Genomic DNA, 25612 nt, shown 5'->3' with positions numbered 1-25612 from the left:
GGTAGAGTGCAAGCCTCAGTTTCAGGAGGCTACCGGTGAACACCGTCACGCAATCGAATCTTGCCAAGACGACCCCTGGCATCTACGACCAGGACCTGCCGCGCAACGCTGCCAACCACGTGCCGCTGAGCCCCGTCAGCTTCGTCGAACGCAGCGCCGAGGTCTACCGCGACCGGCCCGCCGTGATCCACGGAGCGCGCCGCTACACCTGGGGCCAGGTGCGCGAGCGCAGCGCCCGGCTGGCCGCCGCGCTGCAGGCGCTGGGTGTCGGCAAGGGTTGCACCGTCAGCGCGATGCTGCCCAACACGCCCGAGATGGTCGAGGCCCACTACGCCGTGCCGGCCCTGGGCGCCGTGCTGAACACCCTGAACACGCGGCTGGATGCGCCACTGCTGGCCTGGCAGATGAACCACTGCGAGGCGATGGTGCTGATCACCGACAGCGAGTTCGCGCCGCTGATCGACAAGACGCTGGCGCTGCTGAAGGCCACGCACGGCCGCGAGATCGTCGTCATCGATGTCTGCGACAGCGAGTTCGCCGGCCCGCACGAACGCCTGGGCGCGCACGAGTACGAAGCTCTGCTGGCGGCGCATGCGCCCTTGGCCCGGCTGGACGGCCCGGCCGACGAGTGGGACGCCATCGCGGTCAGCTACACCAGCGGCACCACCGGCGACCCCAAGGGCGTCGTCACGCACCACCGCGGCGCCTACCTGAACGCGGTCAGCAACAGCGTGACCTGGACCATGCCGCACTTCCCGGTCTACCTGTGGACGCTGCCGATGTTCCATTGCAACGGCTGGTGCTTCCCGTGGACCGTGGCGCTGCTGGGCGGCACGCATGTCTGCCTGCGCAAGGTCGAGGCCGGCGCGATCCTGGCGGCGATGCGCGACCACGGCGTCGACCACTACTGCGCCGCGCCGATCGTGCACAGCCTGCTGATCAACGCACCGGCCGAACTGCGTGTCGGACTCGGCAAGGTGCGTGGCCTGGTGGCCGGTGCCGCGCCGCCGGCCGCGATGATCGAGGGCATGGCCCGGCTGGGCTTCGACATCACCCATGTCTACGGCCTGACCGAGGTCTACGGCCCCGCGTCCGTGGCGGTCAAGGCGCCTGAATGGGCCGCTGCCGACCTGTCCGAGCAGACCCGCCTGAACGGCCGCCAGGGCGTGCGCTACGAGCTGCAGGAAGGCATGGCCGTGTTCGACCCCGAGACGCTGGCCGAGCTGCCGGCCGACGGCACGACGATGGGCGAGATCATGTTCCGCGGCAACATCGTCATGAAGGGCTACCTGAAGAACCCGAAGGCGACGCTGAAGGCCTTCGAGGGCGGCTGGTTCCACACCGGCGACCTGGCCGTCATGGAGCCCGACCGCTACGTGAAGATCAAGGACCGCAGCAAGGACATCATCATCTCGGGCGGCGAGAACATCAGCTCGATCGAGGTCGAGGACGCCCTCTACCGCCACCCCGCCGTGATGGCCGCCGCCGTCGTCGCCAAGCCCGATCCGAAGTGGGGCGAGACGCCGCTGGCCTATGTCGAGCTCGCGCCCGGCGCGCAGGTCGATGCGGCCGCGCTGATCGCCCATTGCAAGGCGCTGCTGGCGGGCTACAAGGTGCCGCGCGAGATCCGCTTCGAGGCCATCCCGAAGACGTCGACCGGCAAGATCCAGAAGTTCCAGCTGCGCGAGCGGGCGCGCTCGAACCAGGCGATCGAGTGAGCGCCAAGCCCACCTTGCCGGCCCCACAGGAGACATCCCCATGCTGACCCTCGACGACCCCTTGCTGCTGCGCCAGATGGACGAACGCGGCGTGCTGACGCTGACGCTCAACCGGCCGCAGGCCTTCAACGCGCTGAGCGAGGCGATGCTGGCCGCGCTGCAGACCGAGTTCGATGCCATCGCCCGCGACGAACGGGTCCGCGTGGTCGTGCTGGCCGCGCAGGGCAAGGCTTTCTGCGCCGGCCATGACCTCAAGGAGATGCGCGCCGAGCCGTCGCTGGCGTATTACCAGCAGCTGTTCGCGCGCTGCAGCAAGGTGATGCTGGCGATCCAGGCGCTGCCGGTGCCGGTGATCGCGCGGGTCCAGGGCATCGCCACGGCGGCCGGTTGCCAGCTGGTCGCGCAGTGCGACCTGGCCGTCGCGGCCGACACGGCACGCTTCGCGGTCAGCGGCGTCAACCTGGGCCTGTTCTGCGCCACGCCGAGCGTCGCGCTGGGCCGCAACGTCGGCCGCAAGCAGGCGTTCGAGATGCTGGTCACCGGCGACTTCATCAGCGCCGACGAGGCCCGCGAGCAGGGCCTCGTCAACCGGGTCGTGCCGATGGACGCGCTGGACGCCGAGGTCGAGCGGCTGGTCGCGCGCATCGTCGCCAAGCCGCGCGTGGCGCTGGCGATGGGCAAGGACCAGTTCTACCGCCAGCTCGAGATGGGCCTCGCCGCCGCCTACCAGCTGGCCGGCCAGAGCATGGCCTGCAACATGATGGATGAGGCCGCGCTGGAAGGTGTGCAGGCCTTCATCGAGAAGCGTCCGCCGCGCATCTGATCCCGATTGGCCGTTTTTCTTCGTTTCGGTTTTATCGCTTTCCGCTTGAATATGGCTTGAAAATGGCTTGAAGACGGCCCTCGTGCCTTCGGGCCGTCTCGGGATCACCGCATGAGCCACCCTTGGGTTGGAGGTTCGGTGACAATTTGTTTCCAACATGGGCGAGCCAGGCACAGCGGATGACGGTCGGATTCTTCAAACGATGCGCGCGGGCGCTGCAGGTCGAACGGCCGGATGACTGGCGCTGCTGGCTCACGCGCCTGTTCGTGCTGCCGCCGCAGCGTCGCCGGGTCCGACTGACGCGACAGACGCCGCAGCCGACGCAGGCGCGCCGCGTGCCGGACACCGCGCCCGCCCCGCAGGTCCGTGACGGGGCACCGATCCGCCGCCAGCGCATCGGCGTGCTGCGCCGCTCCGGCAGCGGTGGCCGGACCGAGATCACCGCCGGCGCGTCGTTCGGCCAACCCGGGCCGGCCGTGCCGGCGATGCCGGGCGCTGCGCCCGCTGCGGCCACGCCGGCGACGCCGACGGCCTCGCCGCCGCCGTCCGGCTGGCGCCGCATGCTCGCGACCCTGGCCCGGTATTCGCCGGGCCGTCTGTACGACGCCTACCTCGAACAATGGCAGCGGGTCGACTTCTCGCCGGTCGGTCAGGTGCTCGAACGCTGGTCCGACCGACCGGTGTGGCGCCGCGCGCCGGTGCGCATCAGCCTGGGCCTCGTCAGCGTGGCCGCGTTCTGGCTGGCCGCCAGCACGCCGATGAGCCCCGTCAGCCAGTTCATGTTCTTCGTCGCGATGCTGCTGCTGGTGCTGCTGGTGCGGCGCATCCCCGGCAACCTGCCGACGCTGCTGCTGGTCTCGCTGGCGATGCTGGCGTCGTGCCGCTACGGCTGGTGGCGCATCACCGAATCGCTCGACTTCAACCCCGGCTGGGAGACCGTGCTGGGCATCGGCCTGCTGCTGGCCGAGGTCTATGCGTGGCTGGTGATGGTGCTGGGCTTCCTGCAGACCTCGCGACCGCTGAAGCGGCCGATCGTGCCGATCGAGCTGCCGCGCGACCAGTGGCCGACGGTCGACGTCTACATCCCCACCTACAACGAGCCGCTCAGCGTCGTCGGCCCGACCGTGCTGGCCGCGCGCGACATGGACTGGCCGGCCGACCGGCTGCGCATCCACCTGCTCGACGACGGCCGCCGCGCCGAGATGAAGGCCTTCGCCGAGGAGGCCGGCGTCCACTACCTGACCCGCAGCGACAACCGCCACGCCAAGGCCGGCAACCTCAACGCGGCGATGAAGGTGACGGACGGCGAGTACATCGCCATCTTCGACTGCGACCACATGCCGGTGCGCGGTTTCCTGGTCAACACGATGGGCTGGCTGCTGCGCGACGCGCGCTGCGCGCTGGTGCAGACGCCGCACCACTTCTTCTCGCCCGACCCGTTCGAGCGCAACCTCGACACCTTCCGGCGCGTGCCCAACGAGGGCGTGCTGTTCTACGGCCTGGTGCAGGACGGCAACGACGTCTGGAACGCCAGCTTCTTCTGCGGCTCCTGCGCGGTGCTGCGGCGTTCGGCGCTCGACGAGATCGGCGGCATCGCGGTGGAGACCGTCACCGAGGACGCCCACACCGCCCTGAAGCTGCACCGCCGCGGCTGGCGCACGGCCTACCTCAACGAGACGCTGGCCGCCGGCCTGGCCACCGAGAGCCTGTCGGGCCACGTGCGCCAGCGCATCCGCTGGGCCCGCGGCATGGCGCAGATCTTCCGGATCGACTGCCCCCTGCTCGGGCCGGGCCTGAAGCCGATGCAGCGGCTGTGTTATTCCAACGCGATGCTGCACTTCTTCTACGGGCTGCCCCGGCTGGTCTTCCTGACCGCGCCCCTGGGCTACCTGTTCTTCGAGTTCCACATCATCCACGCGCAGGTCGGCACGCTGCTGCTGTACCTGCTGCCGCACCTGGTGCTGCCGCACATCGCCAACGCCCACATCGCCGGCCCGCACCGCCACACCTTCTGGTCCGAGCTCTACGAGACCGTGCTGGCCTGGTATGTCGCGGTGCCGACGACGGCCGCGCTGATCAACCCGCGTGGCGGCAACTTCGACGTCACGGCCAAGGGCGGCCTGATCGAGCAGACCCATGTCGACTGGCACATCGCGCGGCCGTACTTCGCGCTGGTGCTGCTGAACGCGGCGGGTCTGGTGTTCGGCCTGGGGCGGCTGATCGTCTACCCGTGGGAGTGGGGCACGATCCTGCTGAACATGGCCTGGACGGTCTACAACCTGCTGGCCCTGGGTGCGGCGATCGGCGTGGCGCGCGAGCGTCGCCAGGTGCGCCGCAACACCCGCGTCAACAGCCGGCTGCGGGCCGAGCTGATGACGCCGTCGGGCGAGCTGCTGCCGTGCGAGACCGAGGACTACGCGCTGTCGGGCGTCGGCCTGCGCGGCGTGCCCGGCGAGCTGGCGCTGCCGGCCGGCCAGACGCTCGGCCTGCGGCTGTTCGACGAGGGCCGCCCGCAGCTGCTGCCGGTTCAGGTGGTGAGCCACCGGGGTGACCGGCTGGCGCTGAAGTTCGGCCGCCTCAACCTTGACCAGCAGGCCGCGCTGATCCGCTGCACCTTCACCCGCAAGGACGCCTGGGTGAACTGGCAGCTCGCGCCCGAGAGCGACCGGGCGCTGCACGGCCTGATCGAGATCGCCAAGCTCGGCTGGAGCAGCTACGCGCTGCTGATCCGCAACGGCATCGGCCATGTCCGCGACGGCGCCGCCGGCTGGCGCAGCGATGCCGGCCACTGGCTGGGCGACCGCACCGCGCGGCTGCGCCGCGTGCTGCTGGAGCGGGGCTGATCATGGGTGCCTACGCGACGTATTTCCTGCTGAAGTTCGGCCTGCACATGGCCGGCCTGATCGAGCTGGCGCTGCTGGCCAACCTGGCACTGGCCGTGCTGCTGGCCTGGCCGCTGACCGGCACCTGGCGCCGGGTCGTGCGCTGGGCGGCCCTGCCGCTGGCGCTGGCCTTGCTCTACCACGAGTCGCCCTGGCCGCCGCTGTCGCGCCTGTGGGCCAGCTGGGGGGCGGTCAGCGATTTCAGCCTGCCCTACCTGTTCGAGCTGGCCACGCGCGTGATCAACGCGCCGATGCTGGCCGCGCTGCTGGTCTGTGGCGTGTTGCTGGCCGGTCTGGCGACGTGGCTGCGCCTGTCGGTCTGGGTCTTCATCGGCCTGGCGCTGCTGGCGCTGTGGCCGTCGCCGGCCCAGCGTGCCCGGCAGGAGGAACTGGCCCAGCTGTCGGCCCGCGACGGCGGCGGCAACGGCCCGATCGAGCTGGCCCAGCTCGACCGCACGCTGGCCGCGTTCCACGACGGCGAACGGGCCAAGACGCTCAAGTTCCCCGAAGACGGCGGACCGCCGCCGTTCGACCTGGTCATCCTCAGCATCTGTTCGCTGTCGTGGGACGACCTCGACATGGTCAAGCTCGGCGACGCACCGTTCCTGCGCCGCTTCGACGTCGTGTTCGACCGCTTCAACAGCGGCGCGACCTACAGCGGTCCGGCCGTCCTGCGGCTGCTGCACGGCAACTGCGGCCTGGTGCCGCAGGGCGAGCTGTACGGCGGCGCGCGCGGCGAGTGCCTGCTGATGCGCGGGCTCGAAAAGGCCGGCTACCAGCCGGCCGTGCTGCTCAACCACGACGGCCGCTTCGACAGCTTCACCGACACGCTGCGACGTGACAGCGGCCTGGCCGCGATGCCCGAACAGGTGCTGGACGCGCCGGTGGCGATGAGCAGCTTCGACGGCAGCCCGATCCGCGACGACGGCGAGGTGCTGTCGCGCTGGTGGCGCGCCCGTGCCGGCGCGGCCGGCGCCAGTCGCGTCGCGCTGCTCTACAACACGATCAGCCTGCACGACGGCAACCGCGTGCCGGGCATCGCCTCGGTCTCCAGCCTCGACACCTATGCGCCGCGGGCCCGCAAGCTGCTCGACGACCTCGACCGTTTCGTCGACCTGATCCGGCAGAGCGGCCGCCCGACCGTCGTCGTGCTGGCGCCCGAACACGGCGGCGCGCTGCGTGGCGATGCGCGCCAGGTGTCCGGCCTGCGCGAGCTGCCGACCCGCACGATCACGCACGTGCCGGCCGGCGTGATGCTGCTGAACTTCGGCACCGCCCGGGCGCCCGACGCGCCGCCGATCGACGTCCAGCAGAACGCCAGCTACCAGTCGCTGTTCGCGGTGGTGGCCTCGCTGGTCCACGGGGGCGAGCAAGCGGCGCAGCCGCAGCGCCTGGTCGAGCTGGGCCAGGCCCTGCCGCCGGTCGAGTGGGTGGCCGAGAACGCCGGCCACATCTACCTCGAACGCGGGCCCTACGCCTACCTGCGCACGCCGCAAGGCGGCTGGTCGATGCTGCCGGCGCAGCCCTGAACCGCCGCTCCGGGCGGCGGTCAGCGGCGCTCAGCGGCGCTCAGCGGCGTACGTAGGACTCGAGCATCTCCGGCGGCCAGCCCAGCGGCGGCGGCACGCGGCCCATCCAGTGGCGCAGGTAGACGCTGGCCTGGTGCGGTGAATAGCCGCTCGACCGTTCCAGCGACAGCGCCGTGCCGACGGCCCAGCTCGGTGCCGCGCGCCATTCGACGATCGCCCGTGCCGAGCCGCCGAAGCCGCCACCCGGCCCGCCCGCATGGATCGGGTTGCCGGCGGCGGCCTGGGCGGCCGGGTCGGCCGGGTAGTAGGGCGAGTCGTCCTCGCGCGTGCGGCTGTAGCTTGCGTTCAGGCGCATCTGCCAGGCCAGCCGGCCGTCCATGCCCTCGAACACCCAGGGCACGCCGATCGCGGCATAGGCCTGCGGGCTGTAGTAGCCGCCCTGGCCATCGGTGTGGAAGCTCAGGTTGCGGCGGTAGGACCAGACGCTCAGGTTGGCGCCCAGCGTGCTGCGCTGCGTCGTGCTGGCGCTCAGCACATGGGTGTAGGCGGCACGGGCCTGCCAGGTGCTGTTGCTGGCGACGCCCTTGCCCTGCAGCACGCCGGCGCGCAGTTCGCCCTGGAGGCTGTTGGCGTCGTCGAGGTCGCGGCTCAGCGCGGCGTTGACCGCCGTCAGCGTCACGCCGCCCCAGACATGGCCGTCGACCGGGTCACGCGCGCCGCCCCAGGCCAGCAGGCTGCCGGTCACCAGCCGCCGGTTCAGGCCGACGCGCCAGCCCACGCTGCCCTGTTCGCCGCTCAGGCGCCAGCCGCCAAGCCAGTTGCGCACCCGCAGGTCGACGACACCGAGGTCGATCTCCTGGTTGCCGCCGCGCCAGCCGACGCCGATCGCGGCGCCGTCGGACGACTGCGGCGAGCCGGCGGCCAGTCCGCCTGGCGAGGTCAGCCGGCTGCGGCCGAGCAGGTCGGCATTGCCGGCGTTGGCGGGCAAGGTGCCGGCGTCCAGCGACAGCCGGTCGACGTGGACGAAGAACTGGCCGCGGCCGATCTTCGGCAGCGTCACGCGGGCGGTCAGCTCTCGGCTGGCCAGGTCGGACCGGCCGGCGCTGCCGCTGTTGCGGCCGCTGTGCAGGGCGGTCTCGACGATCGGCTGGTTGTCGGCCTCGATCGCGTCCTGGACCCGTTCGACTTCCAGCGCCGTGTCGCTGCCGGGCAGGGCGCGGCGCCGGGCCACGTCCAGATGTGCCAGCGCGGTGGCCTCGTCGTCGTCCTGACGGGCCTGGCGGGCCGCCTCGATGCGCACCAGCGGATCGTTCGGCAACTGCCCCAGCAGGGCGCCCAGCGTGGTCCGTGCCGCCGCCGGGTTGCCCATCCGGCGTTGCAGGCGCAGCAGGCGCAGGCGGCCATCGCGGGCGTCGTCGGGCAGCAGCGTGGCCAGCCGTTCGGCATCGAACCGGGCGGTGCCGGGCAGGTCCAGGTCGAGCGCCAGCTGGGCGTGCGCCAGCAGCACCTCGGCGCGTTCGGCGTTCGACCAGCCGGTCGACGCTGGCGCGGCGTCGAGCGTCTTCTGCAGCCCGTCCAGCGCGGTTTCCTGCTGGCCGGCATCGGCGTTCAGGCGTGCCCATTCGAGCAGCGCCTGCACCTGCGGCACCAGGGCCAGCGGCGGCAGCAGACCCAGGCGGTCGCGGGCGGCGCGGGTCTCGTGGGTGGCCAGCCGCATGCGGGCGACGCGCAGGTCGGGCCAGGGGTCGAAGGCGGCGGTTTCCGGACCCGCGTCGGTCGACGCGGCGCCCGCGTTGCTGGCCAGCAGGGCCTGGCCGCGCTGGTCGATCAGCTGCTCGGCCTCGTCCAGCCAGGCCCGGGTGTGCGGGATGTCCTGTGCCAGCAGCGACTCGCGGGCACTCGTCAGCGCGCGTTCGCGGCGGGCTCGCAGGACCAGGTCGCGCTGCGGTCCGGCGGCCAGCGCGGCGGGCAGGCCGTCGAGGATCTCGACCGCCCGTCGCGGCGCATCGGCGGCCAGCGCGATCAGCGCGGCGGCCTGCAGCAGGTCCGGTTCGTTGCGGGACGGGCCGGCCAGGCCTTCGTCCATCACCGCCAGGGCCAGGCCCGGCAGCTGGAAGTCGGCATAGAGGCGTGCCGTGTCGTAGCGCAGCCAGGTGTCGTCCGGCGCCAGGGCGAGGGCCTGTTCCAGCAGCCGCAACGCGGCGCCGTGGCGGCCTTCGGCGCGGCGCTGGTCGGCATGGCGGCGCACCGCGCCGGTGTCGACGGCATCGGCCAGCGGCACGCCGGGGTTGACACCTTCCGGCCGGTCGATCGTGGCGGCGCTGCCGCCATAGCGCTGCACCAGCATCGCCAGCGCGCCTTCGGGGTCCTGACGCATCGCCAGCGCGGTCAGGCCGCGCCAGGCGCGGGCCTCGTCCGGCGAGCGGGCGAGCACCCGTTCATAGAGGTGACGGGCCGCCTCGTCGCGGCCTTGCCGGGCGGCGGCGCCGGCCAGCAGCAGCGGCGCCTCGATGGCCTCGGGCTGGCTGTCGAGCAGCGGTTCGAGCAGGGCGGTGACGCGTTCGTCGTCGCCGGCCTGGGCGGCGGCCCGGGCCTCGGCCACGCCGGCCCAGTAGCGCGCGGTCAGGCCCAGGCTGCGCCAGCGTGCGGCGTCGCCCGGATCGCCCGCCAGGGCGCGGTCGAAGGCCGGCACGGCGGCGGCATGTTCGCCCTGGCGCAGGCGGGCGATGCCGTACAGGCCCCAGGCCTGCCCATCGTCGCCATGACGGACCAGCGCGTCCGACAGCAGCGTGGCCGCCTCGGCATCGGTCGCGTCGGTCTTCAGGTCGAGCAGGCGCTCGGCCTCGGCCTTGGCGGCGTTCATCGCCAGCTCGGCCGGTGTCGGCGTGCGGACCGGGGCCGGTGCGGGTTTCGGGTCGGCTTTCGGCTCGGCTTTCAGCTCCGATTTCGGCGCACCGGCCTTCGCCGCAGGGGCCGCTGCCAAGGCTCGGGGCGGTTCGGTGGGCGTCGACCGGGCTGCAGGCGCCTTCGGGTCGACGGGGGTCAGCACCGCGGCGGCGGCGGCGCGGCCGGTGCCGCTCGGGCTGCCGGCGACATCGCCGGCCTCGCCGATCACGCGGCGGTAGTCGTCCCAGAGCGGGCCGACGGCGACGTCGTCCGGCTGCAGGCGGATCGCCCGGCGCCAGCTCGTGGCGATGGTTTCGCGCGGCAAGGCGCCTTCGCCGGCCAGCTCGCGCAGCCGGACCCAGGCCTGCTTGCGGGTGACCGGCGACAGCGACAGCACCTCGGCCAGCGCGAGCCGGTCCAGCGAGGTGCCGCTGCGGGTGACGCGGGCCTCGATCTGGCGCCGGCTGATGTCCCAGCCGCCAGGCGTGCTGGCGATCAGGCCGGCCATCTCGGCGCCCAGCAGGCCGGGCGCCTCGCCGGTCGGGAACATCTGCCGCGCCAGCGTGGCGGCCTGGGCCAGCTCGCCACGTTCGCGCAGCTGCAGCAGGCGCGTCAGGCGCTGCTGGTCGTTGGTGTGCAGCTGCGCAAGCTGCTGCAGCTGGCGCAGCTCGGGGCTGTCGGGGTGGCTGGACTGCAACTGCGCCAGCTGGGCCAGCGCGGCATTGCTGCGGCCCGCGCGCAGGTCGAGCTCGCCGAGCATCAGCAGCGCGCGCGGCTCGTTGGCCTGCACCGCCAGCATCTTCTGCAGCACGCCACGCGCCAGGTCCGGGCGCTTGCGCGCATGCCAGACCTGGGCGCTGTCGAGCAATGCGTCGAGGCTGCGTCGGGCCGGGTCGGACACCGGCGCAGGTGTCGGCGCGGCCAGCACCGGTGCCGGCAAGGCCAGGGCCAGCAGCAGCCAGCTCAGGCGTCGCATGGCGCCCAGCTCGTCTGCAGGTGGCCACCGGCGCTGAACTGGTAGCGGCCGGCCAGGTGGGCCGACGCGAACAGGTTCAGCACCTGGTCGTAGTAGTGGCGGGCCTGGATCGGCCGCGCCTCGATGCGGGCCTTGAGCTTCTGGCTGACGCTGCGGTCGCCGAGCCGGGCGAGCATCGGCAGCAGCGCCGACTGGAAGCCGGTCGGACCGTCCGGGCTGGTCGCCAGTGCCTCGCCGGTGGCCGGGTCGACCACCTCGGGCACGGCGCCACGCGCGCCGGCCAGCCTTGCCATCGGCGCGTACAGCCGCAGCAGGGCCGGCAGGGCCGGGTCGTCCGGGTGGGTCAGGCCCAGCCACAGGTAGACGCGAATCGCGTTGTAGCTGCCCACGCGGTCTTCCACCGGCAGGCGGTCTGCCACCAGGCCACGGCCGCGCACGTGCACGGTCCATTCCGGCGCCAGCCCGCGCGGCGCGCAGGTCGACAGGATCTGCAGCGACGAGGCCCGCAGGCCCTTCCAGGCGGCTTCCGGGCGGTTGCCGGCGAACCACGCCAGCAGCGGCGGCGGCAGGTAGCTCGGGTTCAGCCTGTGGCTGTCCTCGTCGAGGCGGAAGCCCTTCGGCCCGGGCAGCAGGGTCGGACCGAGCCCTGCGAGCTCGACCACCTCCTCGGCCAGGATGCGCCGGCCGAGCACCTGCGACAGTGCCTCGTAGCGGCGGTTCTTCCACAGCCGGCCGGCCTGGGCCAGCGTGTAGGCGATCCACAGGTCGGCGTCGCTGGCGGCGTTGGCGTCCATCACGTCCCAGCGGCCGTCGTCGCGTCTGCCCCATTGCCAGGCCGGCAGGCGGCTGGCCATGTCGCCGCCGCAGAGGTTGTCCTCGGTCCAGCGCAGCAGCCGGTCGAACACCGCCTGCTGGCCGGCCACCAGCGCGAAGAACAGCGCGTAGGACTGGCCTTCGGAGGTCGTCACGTCGCGGCCGACCGGGTCGATGACGCGGCCGTCCTCGCTCACCAGCGCGCGCCGGAACACTTCCCAGTCGGTCCACTCGTCCACACCGCCAGGGGTGCAGCCGGTCGAGGGGCGGGCGCAGGACGTCAGGGGCAGCCCGAACGCCAGCGCGGCCAGCAGGTCACGTCGGAGCAACACGGTTCAGGATTCGCCTTGGACGCGGCGCTCGGCGCGGGCGCGCAGCGCACGGTAGATGGTCAGCGCGAGCAGCAGCGAGACCAGGCCGACCAGCAGCACCAGCAGCAGCGGATGGCCGCGCATCTGGAACCAGACCCAGCGCCACCAGCGCAGCTCGCCGACCTGGTAGACGTCGCCGACGCGGAACGATTCGAGCTGCGTGCCGCGCACCAGCACCAGGTCGCCCTGCATCTGCGCGACCTTGCCGGGGTCGAGCAGCGCGGCGCGCATCACGCCCAGCGTGCTCGGATCGGTGGCCTGCAGCGCGACGACGCTGCGGCCGGCCGACAGCGGCGACTCGAAGGCCATCAGCGCGGCCAGCGGGCCGGACGACTTCCATTCGGCCCAGGCCTTGCCCGGGTAACGACGCGGCAGGGCGCCGGTGAACCACTCGGCGGCGGTGTCGCTGAAGCGGGTCAGCGGCGCGTTGCCGCGGGCGTCGCCGTCGAGGTGGGTCGGCAGCGTCTGGCTCCAGCCGTCCAGCGGTGCCGGCGCGGTGCCGGTGGCGATCACCAGCAGGTCGCGGTCGGCCACCGTCTTGACCTGGCTGGCGCCGACGATCTGCAGCCGCGTGCCGGCCACACCGGTCGCCGCGCCCATCTGGCCCAGCACGCCCAGCGCGGTCTCGATCTCCTCGGGACCGGGCAGGTCGGGCAGCACCACCGCGGTCTCGGCCAGGTCGGCGTACTTGGTGAACGGGAAGCCGCTGTTGGCGTACATCGCCAGGTTGGGCAGCGTCGCGTAGTGCTCGAGGTTGCGCAGGTCGATGGTCGAGTCCGCGTCGATGCTGGCCTGCGACACCAGCACGGTGTCGCGGCAGCGTGCGCTCTCGACCGGCGGGATCTCGAAGCGGAACTGCAGCTCGTTGGTACTGCCCAGCTGGAACGCCGGCACGACCAGTTCCTGCCGGTCGAAGGTGCCGCCGATCTCCAGGAAGGGCAGCAGCATGCGCTGCGACTGCGAGCTCTGCGCATTGGCCGGGCGCAGCAGGAACGATTCGACCAGCTGGTCGTTGATCTGCACCGCCAGCCGCGCGGTGCCGAGCTGGGCCGGCGGCGTGTAGCGGTAGCGCAGCTCGATGGGCACGCCCTCGGTGCGCCACGCGAAGGTGTCGGCCGGCAGGCGCAGCGGCATCCGGATCACCGGCAGCGTGGTGCCCGTGACCTGCAGCGACTGCGCGCCGCCGACCAGCTGGCCCAGCTTCACCAGGCCGCCGGTCTTGACGATGTTGGGCGCGTCGTGCGCGGCCAGCCGGGCCGGCAGCTCGACCTTGGAGACGCTGGCCTGCTCGCCGCTCAGCGCGGCCTGGCCGAGCACCAGCGCGTCGACCGCCTGAGCCAGCTGGGCGGCGTCGCGTCCCAGCACCAGCAGCACCTTGGCGCCCGGGTCGGCCGGGTGGTCGACCATCTTCAGCGTCGGCTGCTCGACCTGCGGCACGTCGATGCCGGTGGGGCGGTGCTCGTTGGTCGCCAGCACGATCGAATGGCCGGACGGCAGCTTGGCCGAGACCGGGAAGTCGGCGCCGCGGTAGCTGGCCATCGCGCCGAACCAGCTGCTCAGCACCCCGGCGCTGCGCACCACGTCCAGCGGCGGCGTGCCGGCCATGACAAAGGGCAGGCGCAGGCGAGACGAGTCGCGCACGTCGAAGAACGGCGTCGGCAGCAGCGACAGGTCGTTGCGCAGCGGCAGGCGGCGCGTGGTCAGTTCCAGCACGCTCTGGTTGCTGATCTGGGCCCACAGCGAGGTGTGGAACGGGTATTCGCAGTCGAGCGTGTAGTGGCCGATGAACTGCAGCCGCAGCTTGGCGTATTCGGTGAAGTAGCGCGGGTCGAGGTCGACGTCGATCGTCTGCGGCGCGCCAAGCTTGCCCTTGACGGCCGGCACGGTGCCCAGCACCTCGTCGTTGATGAAGACCTTGATCTGCGAGAGGTCCGGCAGCAGGCCGGGCGAGAAGGTGTAGTTCAGCCGCAGACGGGCCTTCTGGACCGTCTCGTCGAGACGCACGGACAGTGGCAGGTAGACGCTCTGGTCGATGCCGCGCAGCTCGATCGGCGCCTGCACGCCAAGGTCACGCAGCAGGATCTGCTGGGTCCGGACCGAGCTGTCGGGGGTTCCGGCGCCGGTCGGCTGCGCCAGCGCCTGGTCGATCACCTGCTGGGCCGCGTTGGCCACCTGGATGTCGCTCAACGCCGCGTTGCCGACCATTGGCGACGGCCCGGCATTGGCGGCCGTGGTCGCCTGCAGCGGAGCCATTCCCACGCCCAGGGCGGCCAGGATGGCGGCCAGACGTCGCGGTCGAACTCGGGAGGTGTGACGGATATCTGCCATGGATCGCACTACAACGGGGGTTGATCGAGTCTGTCATGCCAGCCCGGTAATCCAGGCGTCACATCGCGGCCACAAAATGTCCACCGCGTAACAGAATGATACCCGCCGGCTTGGGTTATCAATCTCTCGAAAAACGGCGCCGAAACTGACAATTTCACGCCAGCAATCACCCAGTCGAGGTACTGACGACGGCGTGCAGAGTTCCCGTCGGAGCCTTTGTCACATTTTGGGTGGCCCTGAAATGGAAGAAGGGACGGGCCTCGTGGCGCGTCCCCTCCGTGATTCCTGCCGGGACGTCCGTCGAACGGACGCGCCCCTTATCCCGTTACATGCCGCCGTAGTTCGGTCCGCCGCCACCTTCGGGCGTCACCCAGACGATGTTCTGGGTCGGATCCTTGATGTCGCAGGTCTTGCAGTGCACGCAGTTCTGCGCATTGATCACCAGCTGGTCGGCGCCGTCCCGGTTGACGAATTCATAGACGCCGGCCGGGCAATACCGGCTTTCCGGGCCGGCGTATTTCGCCAGGTTCACCGCCACCGGCACCGAGGCGTCCTTCAGCGTCAGGTGCGCCGGCTGGTTTTCCTCGTGGTTGGTGTTGCTGATGAAGACGCTGGAGAGGCGGTCGAAGGTCAGCTTGCCGTCCGGCTTCGGGTAGCGGATCGGCTCGCAGGCCGACGCGGCGTGCATGCGGGCGTGATCCGGACCGCTGCGGTGGATCGTCCACGGCGGGCTCTTGAAGCCCAGCTTGGGCAGCAGCCACTGCTCGATGCCGGTCATCACGGTGCCGATGGTGTTGCCCTTCTTGAACCACTGCTTGAAGTTGCGGCTGCGGTCCAGTTCGGCGTGCAGCCAGCTCGACTCGAAGGCGGTGGTGTAGGCGACCAGCTCGTCGGCGCTGCGGCCGGCGGCCAGCGCGTCGGCGGCGGCGTCGGCGGCCAGCATGCCGGTCTTGATCGCGGCGTGGCTGCCCTTGATGCGCGCGGCGTTCAGCGTGCCGGCGTCGCAGCCCAGCAACGCGCCGCCCGGGAAGGTCAGCTTCGGCAGGCTCAGCAGGCCGCCAGCGACGATCGCGCGGGCGCCGTAGCCGATGCGCTTGCCGCCCTCGATGTGCGCGCGGATGGCCGGGTGGGTCTTCCAGCGCTGCATCTCCTCGAACGGGCTCAGCCAGGGGTTCTGGTAGTCCAGGCCGACCACGAAGCCCAGCGTCACCAGGTTGCCTTCGAGGTGATAGAGGAAGCCGCCGCCATAGGTCTGCTCGTTCATCGGCCAGCCGGCGGTGTGCACCACCTTGCCGGGCTGCGCCTGGTCGGCCGGCACTTCCCAGAGTTCCTTGATGCCGATGCCGTAGCTCTGCGGGTCGCGGCCCTCGTCGAGGGCGTAGGTCGCGATCAGCTGCTTGCCCAGGTGGCCACGCGCGCCTTCGGCGAAGAAGGTGTACTTGCCGAGCAGTTCCATGCCGAGCTGGAAGCTGTCGGTCGGTTCGCCGTCCTTGCCCACGCCCATGTTGCCGGTGGCGACACCGCGCACCGCGCCGGACGCGTCGTACAGGACCTCGGCGGCGGTGAAGCCCGGGAAGATCTCGACGCCCAGGCCCTCGGCCTGCGTGGCCAGCCAGCGCACGACGTTCGCGAGGCTGACGACGTAGTTGCCGTGGTTGTGGAAGCAGTCCGGGATCAGCGCCTGCGGCGTCACCGTCGCGCTGTTCTCGTTGAGGAACAGCACCTCGTCGCCGGTGACGGGCTGGTTCAGCGGCGCACCGAGGGCCTGCCAGTCGGGGATCAGCTCGTGGAGCGCGATCGGGTCCATCACCGCACCCGACAGGATGTGCGCGCCGGGCTCGGAGCCCTTCTCCAGCACCACCACCGACAGGTCGGCGTTGCGCTGCTTGAGCCGGATCGCCGCAGCGAGGCCGGCGGGGCCTGCGCCGACGATCACGACGTCGTACTCCATCGATTCGCGCGGGCCGAACTGGGCCAGGATCTCCTCGGGACGCATGTTCTTCCTTGTCTCTGGGTGGGGCTGGGGACCGCGTGCGGCGTTGCGTTGACGCGGCGGCGGCGCGATTCTAATCAGCTGCAGTGCAGCAAAAGCACGGTCGTGCTTTTTTGGGTTGCGTTGCCGCGACCTTGCCTTTGCATGAACCGAAAGCGCCGCGAGGTGTGACAGCTGGCAGTTCATGAGGCATTTCGTGTGATCGATCCGACCGTCGCGCCGCTACCCTTGGGTTTTCCGCCAGCTCACGTTCACGATTCACCGCATGCGATCAGGCATCCAACCGCTGACGTCTCCCGATCCGCTGCGATCGGAAGCGCACGCGACCCCGTTGGCCGAGCAGCTGCGGGAAGCGCGCGCGGCGCTTGAGCAGGCGCACGGCGAGATCGAGCGCTGTCGCGAGTCCGAACGGCGCCTGCAGCGCGCCTTGTGGGCCAGCGGCGAAGCGGTCTGGTCGTGGTCGGCGGACGACCAGCTGTTCCGCATCGAGCCGTATGTCGACGAGAAGGGCGCGCGGGTCGAGGTGCCGGCGCTGAACAAGACCGAGCTGGGCGAGCGGGTGCATGCCGAGGACATCGAGACCTTCCGGCTGACCTGGCGGATGCACGCCAGCGGCCTGCGCCACGACCTGGACGTCGCCTTCCGGCTGCACCTGCCGCAAGGCCTGCGCTGGGTGCGGGCACGCGGCCGGGCGGTGCAGCGTGACCGCCAGAACCATGCGCTGCTGGTGACCGGCACGGTCAAGGACATCACCGAACAGCGCGAGGCCGAGGAATCGCTGCGGCTGATGGCCCAGGCCTTCACCAGCACCCGTGACGCGATCGCGGTGACCGATGGCGACTGGCGCATCCAGGAGACCAACCAGGCCTACAGCTCGCTGTGCGGCCTGAGCGCCGACGAACTGGCGGGCCAGGTGGTCGGTGACCGGCTGCCACTGCCGGCCGGTGTCGAGGCCGAGCTGCTCGAACGCGGCGGCTGGTCCGGCCCGGCCGAACTGCGGTCGCGCCAGGGCGAGGCCATTCCGGTCGAGGTCAACATCACGCCGCTGTCGCACTTCACCGACAGCGGCAGCGGCTACATCGTCTCGCTGACCGACCTGCGCGAGCAGATCCGCGCCGAGGCCCGGCTGGCCCGCATGGCGCTGGCCGACGCGCTGACCGAACTGCCCAATCGCTCGGCCATCGAGCAGCATCTGGCGGCCCGGCTGGGCGATGCGTCGTCGAACTTCGCCGTCATCTTCATCGACCTGGACGGTTTCAAGGAGGTCAACGATTCGTTCGGCCATGACGTCGGTGACCAGCTGCTGCGGGCGGTGGCGCGGCGCCTGACCGCGTTGCTGCCCCAGGACGCGCTGGTCGGCCGGTGGGGCGGTGACGAGTTCGTGATCGTGCTGGGACCGGGTTCGGGCGACAACGAAGTCCGGGCGGTCGCGCAGGTCGTGCTGGCCGCCTTGAACCAGCCGGTGGCGCTGGAAGGCCATGAGGTCACGGTGACGCCCAGCATCGGCGCCGCGCTGGCGCCACGCGACGGTGCCGACCCGGGCACGCTGCTGCGCAAGGCCGATGCGGCCATGTATGTCGCCAAGGAACGTGGCCGCAACGGCCTGGCCTTCTACGACCCCGAGCTCGACACCGACGTGCAGCGCCGCGTGCGCATGCAGTCGGCACTGCGCACCGATGCCGAGCGCAACGGCTTCACCTTCGTGGCCCAGCCCAAGGTCGACCGGGACGGTCAGGCGGTCGGCGTCGAGCTGCTGATGCGCTGGTCGACACCGGCCTTCGGCAATGTCTCGCCGGTCGAGTTCATCCCGATGGCCGAGAAGACCGGCCTGATCGGCCTGATGGGCCGCCACGCGCTGCACGCCGCCGCGCAGCTGGTCAAGCGTGGCCAGGAGGGCGGCCACCGCTTCACCGTCGCCGTCAACCTGTCGCCCAAGCAGCTGCTGCAACGCGGCCTGGAACAGCAGCTGATGGTGGCCTGCCAGCGCGCCGGCATCGCGCCCGACCAGATCGAGCTGGAGATCACCGAGTCGGCCCTGGTCGACAACATGGCGGTGGTCGAGCCGCTGCTGCGGCGCCTGCGCGAGATCGGCTTCACGCTCGCGCTGGACGACTTCGGCACCGGCTACTCGTCGCTGAGCTACCTGCGCCACCTGCCGTTCAACAAGATCAAGATCGACCGCAGCTTCGTGATGGACATCGACCACGACAGCCGTGCGGCCAGGCTGCTGGCGCACATGGTCCAGCTGTGCGCGGCACTGGGCATGTCGACGGTGGCCGAGGGGGTCGAGACGCAGGCCCAGTTCGAGGCCCTGCGCGAGCTGGGCGTGCAGGAATTCCAGGGCTACCACTTCGCCCGGCCGATGCCGGTCGACCAGTGGCTGGCGCAGCTGGAAACGGTCGCGGCAGACCCGTCGGCCTGAGCGTCCGGCGCGTCGTCCGGCACGCCTCCGACAGGCCTCCGACAGGGGCCTTCTGCTATCGTGACGCGACCCCTCGCGAGGGGCTGGCAGCCCCTTCCAGGCGCTGCCGTCCGCCCCGCCCGCGAGCACCTTCCGTCGTTCCCACCAGACCCACACCATGAGCTACAGCATCGACCTGTCGGGCCGCGTCGCCCTCGTCACCGGCGCCTCCAGCGGCCTGGGCGAACAGTTCGCCCGCACCCTTGCCAAGGCCGGCGCGGCCGTCGTCCTGGCCGGTCGCCGGACCGAACGCCTGAAGACCTTGCGCGCCGAGATCGAGGGGCAGGGCGGCGATGCCCACGTGGTCGAACTCGACGTGACCGACACCGAGAGCATCGCCTCGGCCGTCGCCCATGCCGAGACCGAGGTCGGCACGCTCGACATCCTGATCAACAACTCCGGCGTCAGCACGACGCAGAAGCTGCTGGACGTCGGCCCCGAGGACTTCGACTTCGTGTTCGACACCAACGTGCGCGGCGCCTTCTTCGTCGCCCAGGAAGTCGGCCGGCGCATGGTGGCTCGGGCCCGTGGCGCGGCCCCGGGCACCTACACCGGCGGGCGCATCGTCAACATCGCGTCGATGGCCGGCCTGCGCGTCATCAGCCAGATCGGCGTCTACGCGATGAGCAAGGCGGCCGTGATCCACATGACCCGCGCGATGGCGCTGGAATGGGGCAAGTTCGGCGTCAACGTCAACGCGATCTGCCCGGGCTACATCGACACCGAGATCAACCACCACCACTGGGAAACCGACGGTGGCCAGAAGCTGGTCAACATGCTGCCGCGCAAGCGCCTGGGCAAGCCATCCGACCTCGACACCAGCCTGCTGATGCTCTGCGCCAACGAAAGCCATTTCGTCAACGGCGCGGTGATCCAGGCCGACGACGGGTTCGGGCTGTGAGCATGGCGATGCCAGGCGGCGCACGCGAGGTGCGCGACCTCACGCCGGTCGAGGCCCGCGTGCTGGCCGTGCTGGTCGAGAAACAGGCGACGGTGCCCGACACCTACCCGATGTCGCTCAACGCGCTGCAGTCGGGCTGCAACCAGAAGACCGCGCGCGAGCCGGTCATGGCGCTGACCGAGCCGCAGATCCTGGCCGCGCTGGACGAGCTGAAGTCGCTCAGCCTCGTCGGCGAGGTCAGCGGCAGCCGCGTGGTCCGCTACGACCACAACCTGCCGCGCGGCCTGGGCGTGCCCGGTGCGGCCGCCGCGCTGCTGGCCACGCTGATGCTGCGCGGCCCGCAGACGGCCGCCGAGCTGCGTGCCAATGCCGAGCGGCTGCACCGCTTCGCCGATGTCTCCTCGGTCGAGGGCTTCCTGGAGGAGCTGGCCGAGAAGACGCCGCCGCGTGTCATCAAGCTGGCGCGCGCGCCGGGCGCCCGCGAGTCGCGCTGGACCCATCTGCTGTGCGGTCCGGTCGACCCGGCGCTGCTGGTGCAGGCGGCGGGCGGCGGGTCATCCGGAACATCCTCGGCCGCCGCCGACGAGGAACTCGCGCTGCTGCGCGCCGAACAGCGCCAGATGCAGGCCGAGCTGACCCGGCTGCGGGCGCAGGTCGCCAAGCTGGCGGCCGAGCTGGGCGTGTCGCTGGACGACGCCTGAACCTTCCCTGTGCTCCCGACGTCAAGACCGATGCGATTCGACCTTCCCGAGGACAAGGTCCTCGTCCACACCAGCCGCTTCCCGGTGCGCTGGGGCGACATGGACGCGATGGGCCATGTCAACAACACCGTCTACTTCCGCTACCTGGAGATCGCCCGGCTCGACTGGCTCGCGTCGACCGGGCTGCAGGTCGAGCCGCACGGCATCGGCCCGGTGATCGTCAACGCCTTCTGCAACTTCCACCTGCAGCTCGAATTCCCGGCCGAGGTGGTCGCCCGCATGTACGTGCGCAACCCCGGCCGCAGCAGCCTGGAGACCTACACGACGCTGGAGAAGGCCGACGAGCCCGGCGTGGTCTACGCCAGCGGCGGCGCGAGGCTGGTGTGGGTCGACCAGCGCGTGCGCCAGTCGGTGCCCTTGCCCGACGCGCTGCGCGCCATGGCGATGCCGGCGGCATGACCCGGGTCGGCCATCGGTGGCTCACGTGCTGAGCCACTGCGACGTCAAGCTCGCCCACCTTGCGAGCCGACGAGACCCACGATGACCGACCTGCTGACCCTCCCCTGGCTGCTGCTGGCCCTGCTGGGCGCGACCAACCTGGCCGTGCTGCTGGCCTTGCTGCTGCGCGCGCCGCCCGACCCGTCCGACAGCGACTGGGCCCAGCGCATCGAGTCCGATCTCGACCGGCTGCAACGCGACCTGTCCGACGGCCAGCAGCGGCTTGAACGCGAGCTGCGCGAGGCCGTGCAGGGTTCTGCCCGCGACACCCGGCTCGAACTCGTCGCCAGCCTGGGCGAGCTGCGTGCCAGCCTGGACCGCCGCGTGCAGGCGATGCAGACGGGCGTGGAGCAGCGGCTGGCTTCGCTGCAGGCCGACAACGAACGCAAGCTCGAACAGATGCGGGCGACGGTCGACGAGAAGCTGCAGGCGACGCTGGAACAGCGCCTGGGCGAGAGCTTCCGGCAGGTCGCCGAGCGGCTGGAGCAGGTCCACCGCGGCCTGGGCGAGATGCAGACGCTGGCGCAGGGTGTCGGCGACCTCAAGCGCGTGCTGGGCAACGTCAAGACCCGTGGCGTGTTCGGCGAGGTGCAGCTGGCCGCCCTGCTGGAACAGGTCTTCACGCCCGAGCAATACGCCGTCAACGTCGCCACCGTGCCGGGCAGCGGCGAGCGGGTCGAGTTCGCATTGCGCCTGCCCGGCCGGGGCGCCAACGGGGCCGAGCGCGACGCGGCGCCGGTCTGGCTGCCGATCGACGCCAAGTTCCCGCGCGAGGACTACGAGCGCCTGCTCGATGCCCAGGACCGCGCCGACCGCGACGCGGCCGAGGCGGCATCGCGGGCGCTGGAAGGGCGCATCCGCGACGAGGCGCGCAGCATCCGCGCCAAGTACGTCAGCCCGCCGCACACGACCGACTTCGCGCTGCTGTTCGTGCCGACCGAGGGCCTCTACGCCGAGCTGCTGCGCCGGCCCGGCCTGGTCGAGGCGCTGATGCGCGACCACCACGTCACGCTGGCCGGTCCGACCACCTTGCTGGCGCTGCTCAACAGCCTGCAGATGGGCTTCCGCACGCTGGCGATCGAACGCCGCAGCGCCGAGGTCTGGACCGTGCTGGGCGCCGTCAAGACCGAGTTCGGCAAGTTCGGCGACGTGCTGGCCAAGGCCCGCAAGAAGCTGGAGGAGGCCCACCACACGCTCGATCAGGCGGAGGTCCGCACGCGGGCGATGGGCCGGCGGCTCAAGGGCGTCGAGGCCCTGCCGGACGGCGCGGCGCAGGCGCTGATCGGGCTTGAAGGACTGCAAGGAATGGACGGGCTGGACGAGCCGATCCACGCGGGCGCGGAGGACACGGCGGGATGAACACGCTGCCCGGCCCCGCCACCGCCGAGGCTGCGGTGGACCGCCGTCCGATCCTGGTCGCGCTGGTGATCGGGCAGGTCTGCCTGCACGCCGCGATGGCCGGCCTGCGCATGGCGCTGCCGCTGATGCTGCTGCGCCAGGGCGGCCTGGCGTGGCTGCAGGGCGAGGCGGCGGCCGGCCTGCTGCTGGGCCTGTTCTCGGTCGTGCCGGTGGTGACCGCCGTGCGCGCCGGGCGCTGGGCCGATCGGCGCGGCTACCACCGCCCGGTGCGCAGTGCCGTCGTGCTGGTGATGCTGGGCGGGCTGCTGGCGGTGCCGGCGGCGCTGTGGCCGCAGCTGTGGGGCGAGGCACATCCGGCCGGTGCGCTGGGGCTGGCGCAGCTGCTGTTGCTGGGTCTGGTCGCCAGCCTGGCCGGGACCGGCAGCAACCTGGGCCTGATCTCGATCCAGCGCAGCGCCGGGCGGCTGGCCGGGTATGGGCGGGCGCCGGGCGTGACCGGCACGCACGAGGCCGACGAGGCGACCCGCGCCGAGCTCAAGCGCGTGTTCAGCTGGCTGGGCGTGGCGCCGTCGCTCAGCAACGTGCTGGGGCCGATGCTGGCCGGCTTCCTGATCGACGCGATCGGCTTCGCCGGTGCCAGCGCGGTGATGGCGCTGCTGCCGCTGGGCACGCTGCTGTGCGCGACCCGGGTGCCGGTGGCGCTGGCGCCGGGCTCGCAGTCCCAGGCCCAAGCCTTGACGGCGGTCGGGCGCTCGCCCCCGCCGGTCGTCCGGCCCCGTCACGGCGTGCTGGCGCTGCTGTCGCTGCCGGGCGTCGGCGGCATCCTGCTGGCCAACTGGTTCTTCTCGACCGCCTGGGACCTGCACACCTTTCTCGTCCCGCTGATGGGCCACCAGAACGGCCTCAGTGCCTCGGCCATCGGCACCGTGCTGGGCGTGTTCGCGATGGCGGTGACGGGCATCCGGCTGATCGTCCCGCTGGTGGCCGAACGCCTGACCGAGCGCCACGTCATGAGCACCTCGATGGTCGTGATCGGCGCGGTGTTCCTGATCTACCCGCTGGCCACCACGGCCGCCGCGATGGCCTGCTGCGCGGTCGTGCTGGGCCTGGCGCAGGGCATCGTGCAGCCGATGATCCTCAGCACGTTGCACCAGCTCGCGCCGCCGGACCAGGAAGGCGAGGTGATCGCGCTGCGTTCGGCCGTCATCAACCTGTCTAGCTCGCTGTTGCCGCTGGTCTTCGGCGTGCTGGGCGGCGCGCTCGGGCCGGCGTTGCTGTTCCGGGTGATGGGCACGCTGCTGTGGCTCGGCGCCTGGCTGCCGCAGCGGTTGGCGCCGGCCCGCAAGGCGGCCTGATCAGCCCAGGTCGCGGGCCGGGTCCAGCGCGTCGCGCAAGGCCGCCTCGACCGGCATCGGCTCAGCCGCCACCCAGGCCGCCAGCACCCGCCCGGCCAGCACGGCGGACGTGATGCCACGCGACCCCAGTCCCGTGCAGAGGTAGATCCCGTTGCCGGCCGCGACCCGGCGGGGCTGGTGACGCGGGCCGTCCAGCCGGGCCCGGCCTCCGTCCAGCAGGCGTTGCCGCTCGACCCCGTCGACCACCGGCCCGACCAGCGGCAGCCGGTCCGGCGTCACCGCCCGCCAGCCGGCGCGGCCCGGCAGCAGCGTGTCGCCGTCCGCGAGACCGGCCGGCACGATGCCCAGCTGCGCGGCGCGCTGCAGGTTGTGGCGCTGGTCGTCGAGACGCAAGGCGCGACCGGCCGCGTCGGTCGGCTCGTGTTGCGTCGTCGCGCCGACCAGCACCTCGCCATTCGGCAAGGTCAGGCCGTAGCCCTGGCCCGACAGCGGCAGCGCCGGTCGACGCAGGCCGGGCAGGTCGCCGGGCAGGCGCGTGACCTGGCCGCGCACCGCCGAGAGCCTCGGCCGCATCGCGCCTTCGGGCAGCAGCCGGTTCGCGTCCAGCGCATTGGCCAGCACGACGACCGGGGCGCGGGCGATCACCGCGCCGTCGGCGTCCAGGGCGGTCCAGACGTCGTCATCGGATGCGGGCGGCACCAGCCGGTCGACGGCACGACCGCCGAGCCAGCGCGTGCCGCTGGCCGCGTCCACCCCCGCCTGCGCCAGCATCCAGCGCGTCCAGCCGGCCGGGTCCAGCCAGCCGGCGGCGTGTTCGAACAGCCACGCGCCGGCCGCCAGCGGCAGACCGGCCATTGCGGCGGCAGCGGGCGCGTCCCGCCAGTCGACCAGCCCATGCGGCAGGCCGACGGCATCGCGCTGCGCCAGGGCCCTGGCCGCGTCGAGACGGGGTTCCAGGCGCAGGAACCCATCGAGCGCGCCGGCCACGTCGCCACGCGACAAGGGCAGCGCGGCGGCGCGGGCAGTGGCCAGCGCGGCGGCCCGGAACCAGCGCGCGTGCAAGCTGTCCGGTGCATTGAAGATCGCGTGCACCAGCCCGCCGGCATTGCCCGAGGCTTCCTGCGCCGGCTGCGCGTGGCGGTCCAGCACGGTCGCCTGCCAGCCGACCCGCGCCAGGCCCCAGGCGGCGGCCGCACCGGCCAGGCCGGCACCGATCACCAGCGCCCGTCGCGTTGCGCGATCGGGCGTGACCCAGCCGCGCGGTGCGGGCGGCACGAAGCGGGGGTGGTAGCGGCCGACGGCGATCTCGCGCTTGCCACCGGTGCCGGGCTGCAGGCCGACCTCGAAGCCGTGCCGCGACAGGTTCTCGCGCAGGCCGCTGGCGGCGCTCCAGGTCGCCAGCCGGGCGTCGGGCGCGGCCAGCCGGGCAACGCGGCGGCAGACGTCCTCGTCCCACATCGCCGGGTTGCGGGCCGGCGCGAAGCCGTCGAGGCAGAGCGTGTCGAAGCGCAGCTGCAGGCCGTCCAGCACATCGGCGATGTCGCCCCAGGCCAGCAGCAGCTGCACCCGGCCGTCGTCCAGGTCGATGCCGTGCAGGTCCGGCGAGGCCGGTGGCCAGACGGCGGCCAACTCCGCAGCCAGCTCCGGCGTCGGGCTGTCACGGTGCCAGGTCAGCATGTCGGCGGCAGAAGGCGGGTGCTTGTCCAGCGCGACATAGACCAGCCGTTCGCAGCGCTGCGGATCGCGCCGCCAGGTGTCCCAGGTCGCCAGGAAGTTGTTGCCCAGCCCGAAACCGGTTTCCAGCACGACATGTCGCGCCTGCCCGGCCCAGCGCTGTGGCAACTGGTTGCCCGCCAGGAACACATGCCGCGCCTGCACCTGCGCACCGATCGCCGGGTGATAGAGATCGCCGTAGTCATCGGCAAACGGCAGGCCGGCGTCGTTGCGGCGGATGCGGGCGGGGGTGATGGGGGTGGAGCGTGACGGGCCGGTCATCGGGTACGCGAGCGCGATTCGAA

15 protein-coding genes are annotated in these 25612 nt (G+C 71.8%); 10 read left to right on the top strand and 5 right to left on the bottom strand.

Features of this window, described 5'->3' with window-relative positions; translation table 11 throughout:
• Positions 1-35: 35 nt before the first annotated feature.
• From ACWA7K_RS08960 to bcsG, 4 genes are all read left to right on the top strand, one after another.
• Positions 36-1718, top strand: coding sequence for an acyl-CoA synthetase (locus tag ACWA7K_RS08960; protein WP_456167707.1), 1683 nt, complete (start codon positions 36-38; stop codon positions 1716-1718).
• 40 nt (positions 1719-1758) lie between these two features.
• On the top strand, positions 1759-2541 hold the full coding sequence (locus ACWA7K_RS08955) for an enoyl-CoA hydratase (RefSeq protein ID WP_456167705.1): 783 nt from the start codon (positions 1759-1761) through the stop codon (positions 2539-2541).
• Between the two features lie 179 nt (positions 2542-2720).
• Positions 2721-5384, top strand: a complete 2664-nt coding sequence (gene bcsA, locus ACWA7K_RS08950) for a UDP-forming cellulose synthase catalytic subunit (RefSeq protein WP_456167703.1) — start codon at positions 2721-2723, stop codon at positions 5382-5384.
• Between the two features lie 2 nt (positions 5385-5386).
• On the top strand, positions 5387-6952 hold the full coding sequence (bcsG, locus tag ACWA7K_RS08945; protein ID WP_456167701.1) for a cellulose biosynthesis protein BcsG: 1566 nt from the start codon (positions 5387-5389) through the stop codon (positions 6950-6952).
• A 40-nt stretch (positions 6953-6992) separates the two neighbouring features.
• On the opposite strand, the gene ACWA7K_RS08940 is transcribed toward bcsG, so the two are convergent.
• From ACWA7K_RS08940 to ACWA7K_RS08925, 4 genes are all read right to left on the bottom strand, one after another.
• Positions 6993-10814, bottom strand: a complete 3822-nt coding sequence (locus tag ACWA7K_RS08940) for a cellulose synthase subunit BcsC-related outer membrane protein (protein WP_456167699.1) — start codon at positions 10812-10814, stop codon at positions 6993-6995.
• On the bottom strand, positions 10802-11959 hold the full coding sequence (bcsZ, locus tag ACWA7K_RS08935) for a cellulose synthase complex periplasmic endoglucanase BcsZ (RefSeq protein ID WP_456167697.1): 1158 nt from the start codon (positions 11957-11959) through the stop codon (positions 10802-10804). The genes ACWA7K_RS08940 and bcsZ overlap by 13 nt, the downstream gene beginning before the upstream one ends.
• A gap of 3 nt (positions 11960-11962) precedes the next feature.
• On the bottom strand, positions 11963-14251 hold the full coding sequence (gene bcsB / locus ACWA7K_RS08930; RefSeq protein ID WP_456210425.1) for a cellulose biosynthesis cyclic di-GMP-binding regulatory protein BcsB: 2289 nt from the start codon (positions 14249-14251) through the stop codon (positions 11963-11965).
• Positions 14252-14651: 400 nt separating this feature from the next.
• The gene (locus tag ACWA7K_RS08925; protein WP_456167693.1) at positions 14652-16322 is read right to left on the bottom strand and encodes an electron transfer flavoprotein-ubiquinone oxidoreductase; all 1671 of its coding nucleotides are present in this window, start codon (positions 16320-16322) and stop codon (positions 14652-14654) included.
• A 262-nt stretch (positions 16323-16584) separates the two neighbouring features.
• Here ACWA7K_RS08925 and ACWA7K_RS08920 point away from each other — a divergent pair, with 262 nt between their 5' ends.
• From ACWA7K_RS08920 to ACWA7K_RS08895, 6 genes are all read left to right on the top strand, one after another.
• Positions 16585-18741 carry a putative bifunctional diguanylate cyclase/phosphodiesterase gene (locus ACWA7K_RS08920; protein ID WP_456167691.1) on the top strand — a complete coding sequence of 719 codons (2157 nt, stop codon included), beginning with the start codon at positions 16585-16587 and terminating at the stop codon, positions 18739-18741.
• A 157-nt stretch (positions 18742-18898) separates the two neighbouring features.
• Positions 18899-19681 carry an SDR family oxidoreductase gene (locus tag ACWA7K_RS08915; protein WP_456167689.1) on the top strand — a complete coding sequence of 261 codons (783 nt, stop codon included), beginning with the start codon at positions 18899-18901 and terminating at the stop codon, positions 19679-19681.
• A 2-nt stretch (positions 19682-19683) separates the two neighbouring features.
• Positions 19684-20382, top strand: coding sequence for a YceH family protein (locus tag ACWA7K_RS08910; RefSeq protein WP_456210423.1), 699 nt, complete (start codon positions 19684-19686; stop codon positions 20380-20382).
• Positions 20383-20412: 30 nt separating this feature from the next.
• A complete protein-coding gene (locus ACWA7K_RS08905; RefSeq protein ID WP_456167685.1) occupies positions 20413-20841 on the top strand; it encodes an acyl-CoA thioesterase in 429 nt (142 codons plus the stop codon).
• Between the two features lie 81 nt (positions 20842-20922).
• Positions 20923-22239, top strand: a complete 1317-nt coding sequence (locus tag ACWA7K_RS08900; RefSeq protein WP_456167683.1) for a DNA recombination protein RmuC — start codon at positions 20923-20925, stop codon at positions 22237-22239.
• Positions 22236-23594 (top strand): MFS transporter, encoded by a 1359-nt coding sequence (locus tag ACWA7K_RS08895; RefSeq protein ID WP_456167681.1) that lies wholly within the window; start codon positions 22236-22238, stop codon positions 23592-23594. Before ACWA7K_RS08900 ends, ACWA7K_RS08895 begins: the two co-directional genes overlap by 4 nt.
• Here the strand turns inward: ACWA7K_RS08895 and mnmC are convergent, their stop codons facing one another.
• Entirely contained in the window at positions 23595-25589 is a 1995-nt protein-coding gene (gene mnmC, locus ACWA7K_RS08890; RefSeq protein ID WP_456167679.1) for an FAD-dependent 5-carboxymethylaminomethyl-2-thiouridine(34) oxidoreductase MnmC, read from the bottom strand.
• Positions 25590-25612: the final 23 nt, after the last annotated feature.

Source organism: Leptothrix mechoopdaensis (SeqCode), from assembly GCF_053893855.1.
Note: the sequence above shows the minus strand (reverse complement) of the source record. Positions and strands in the feature narration are given on the sequence as shown.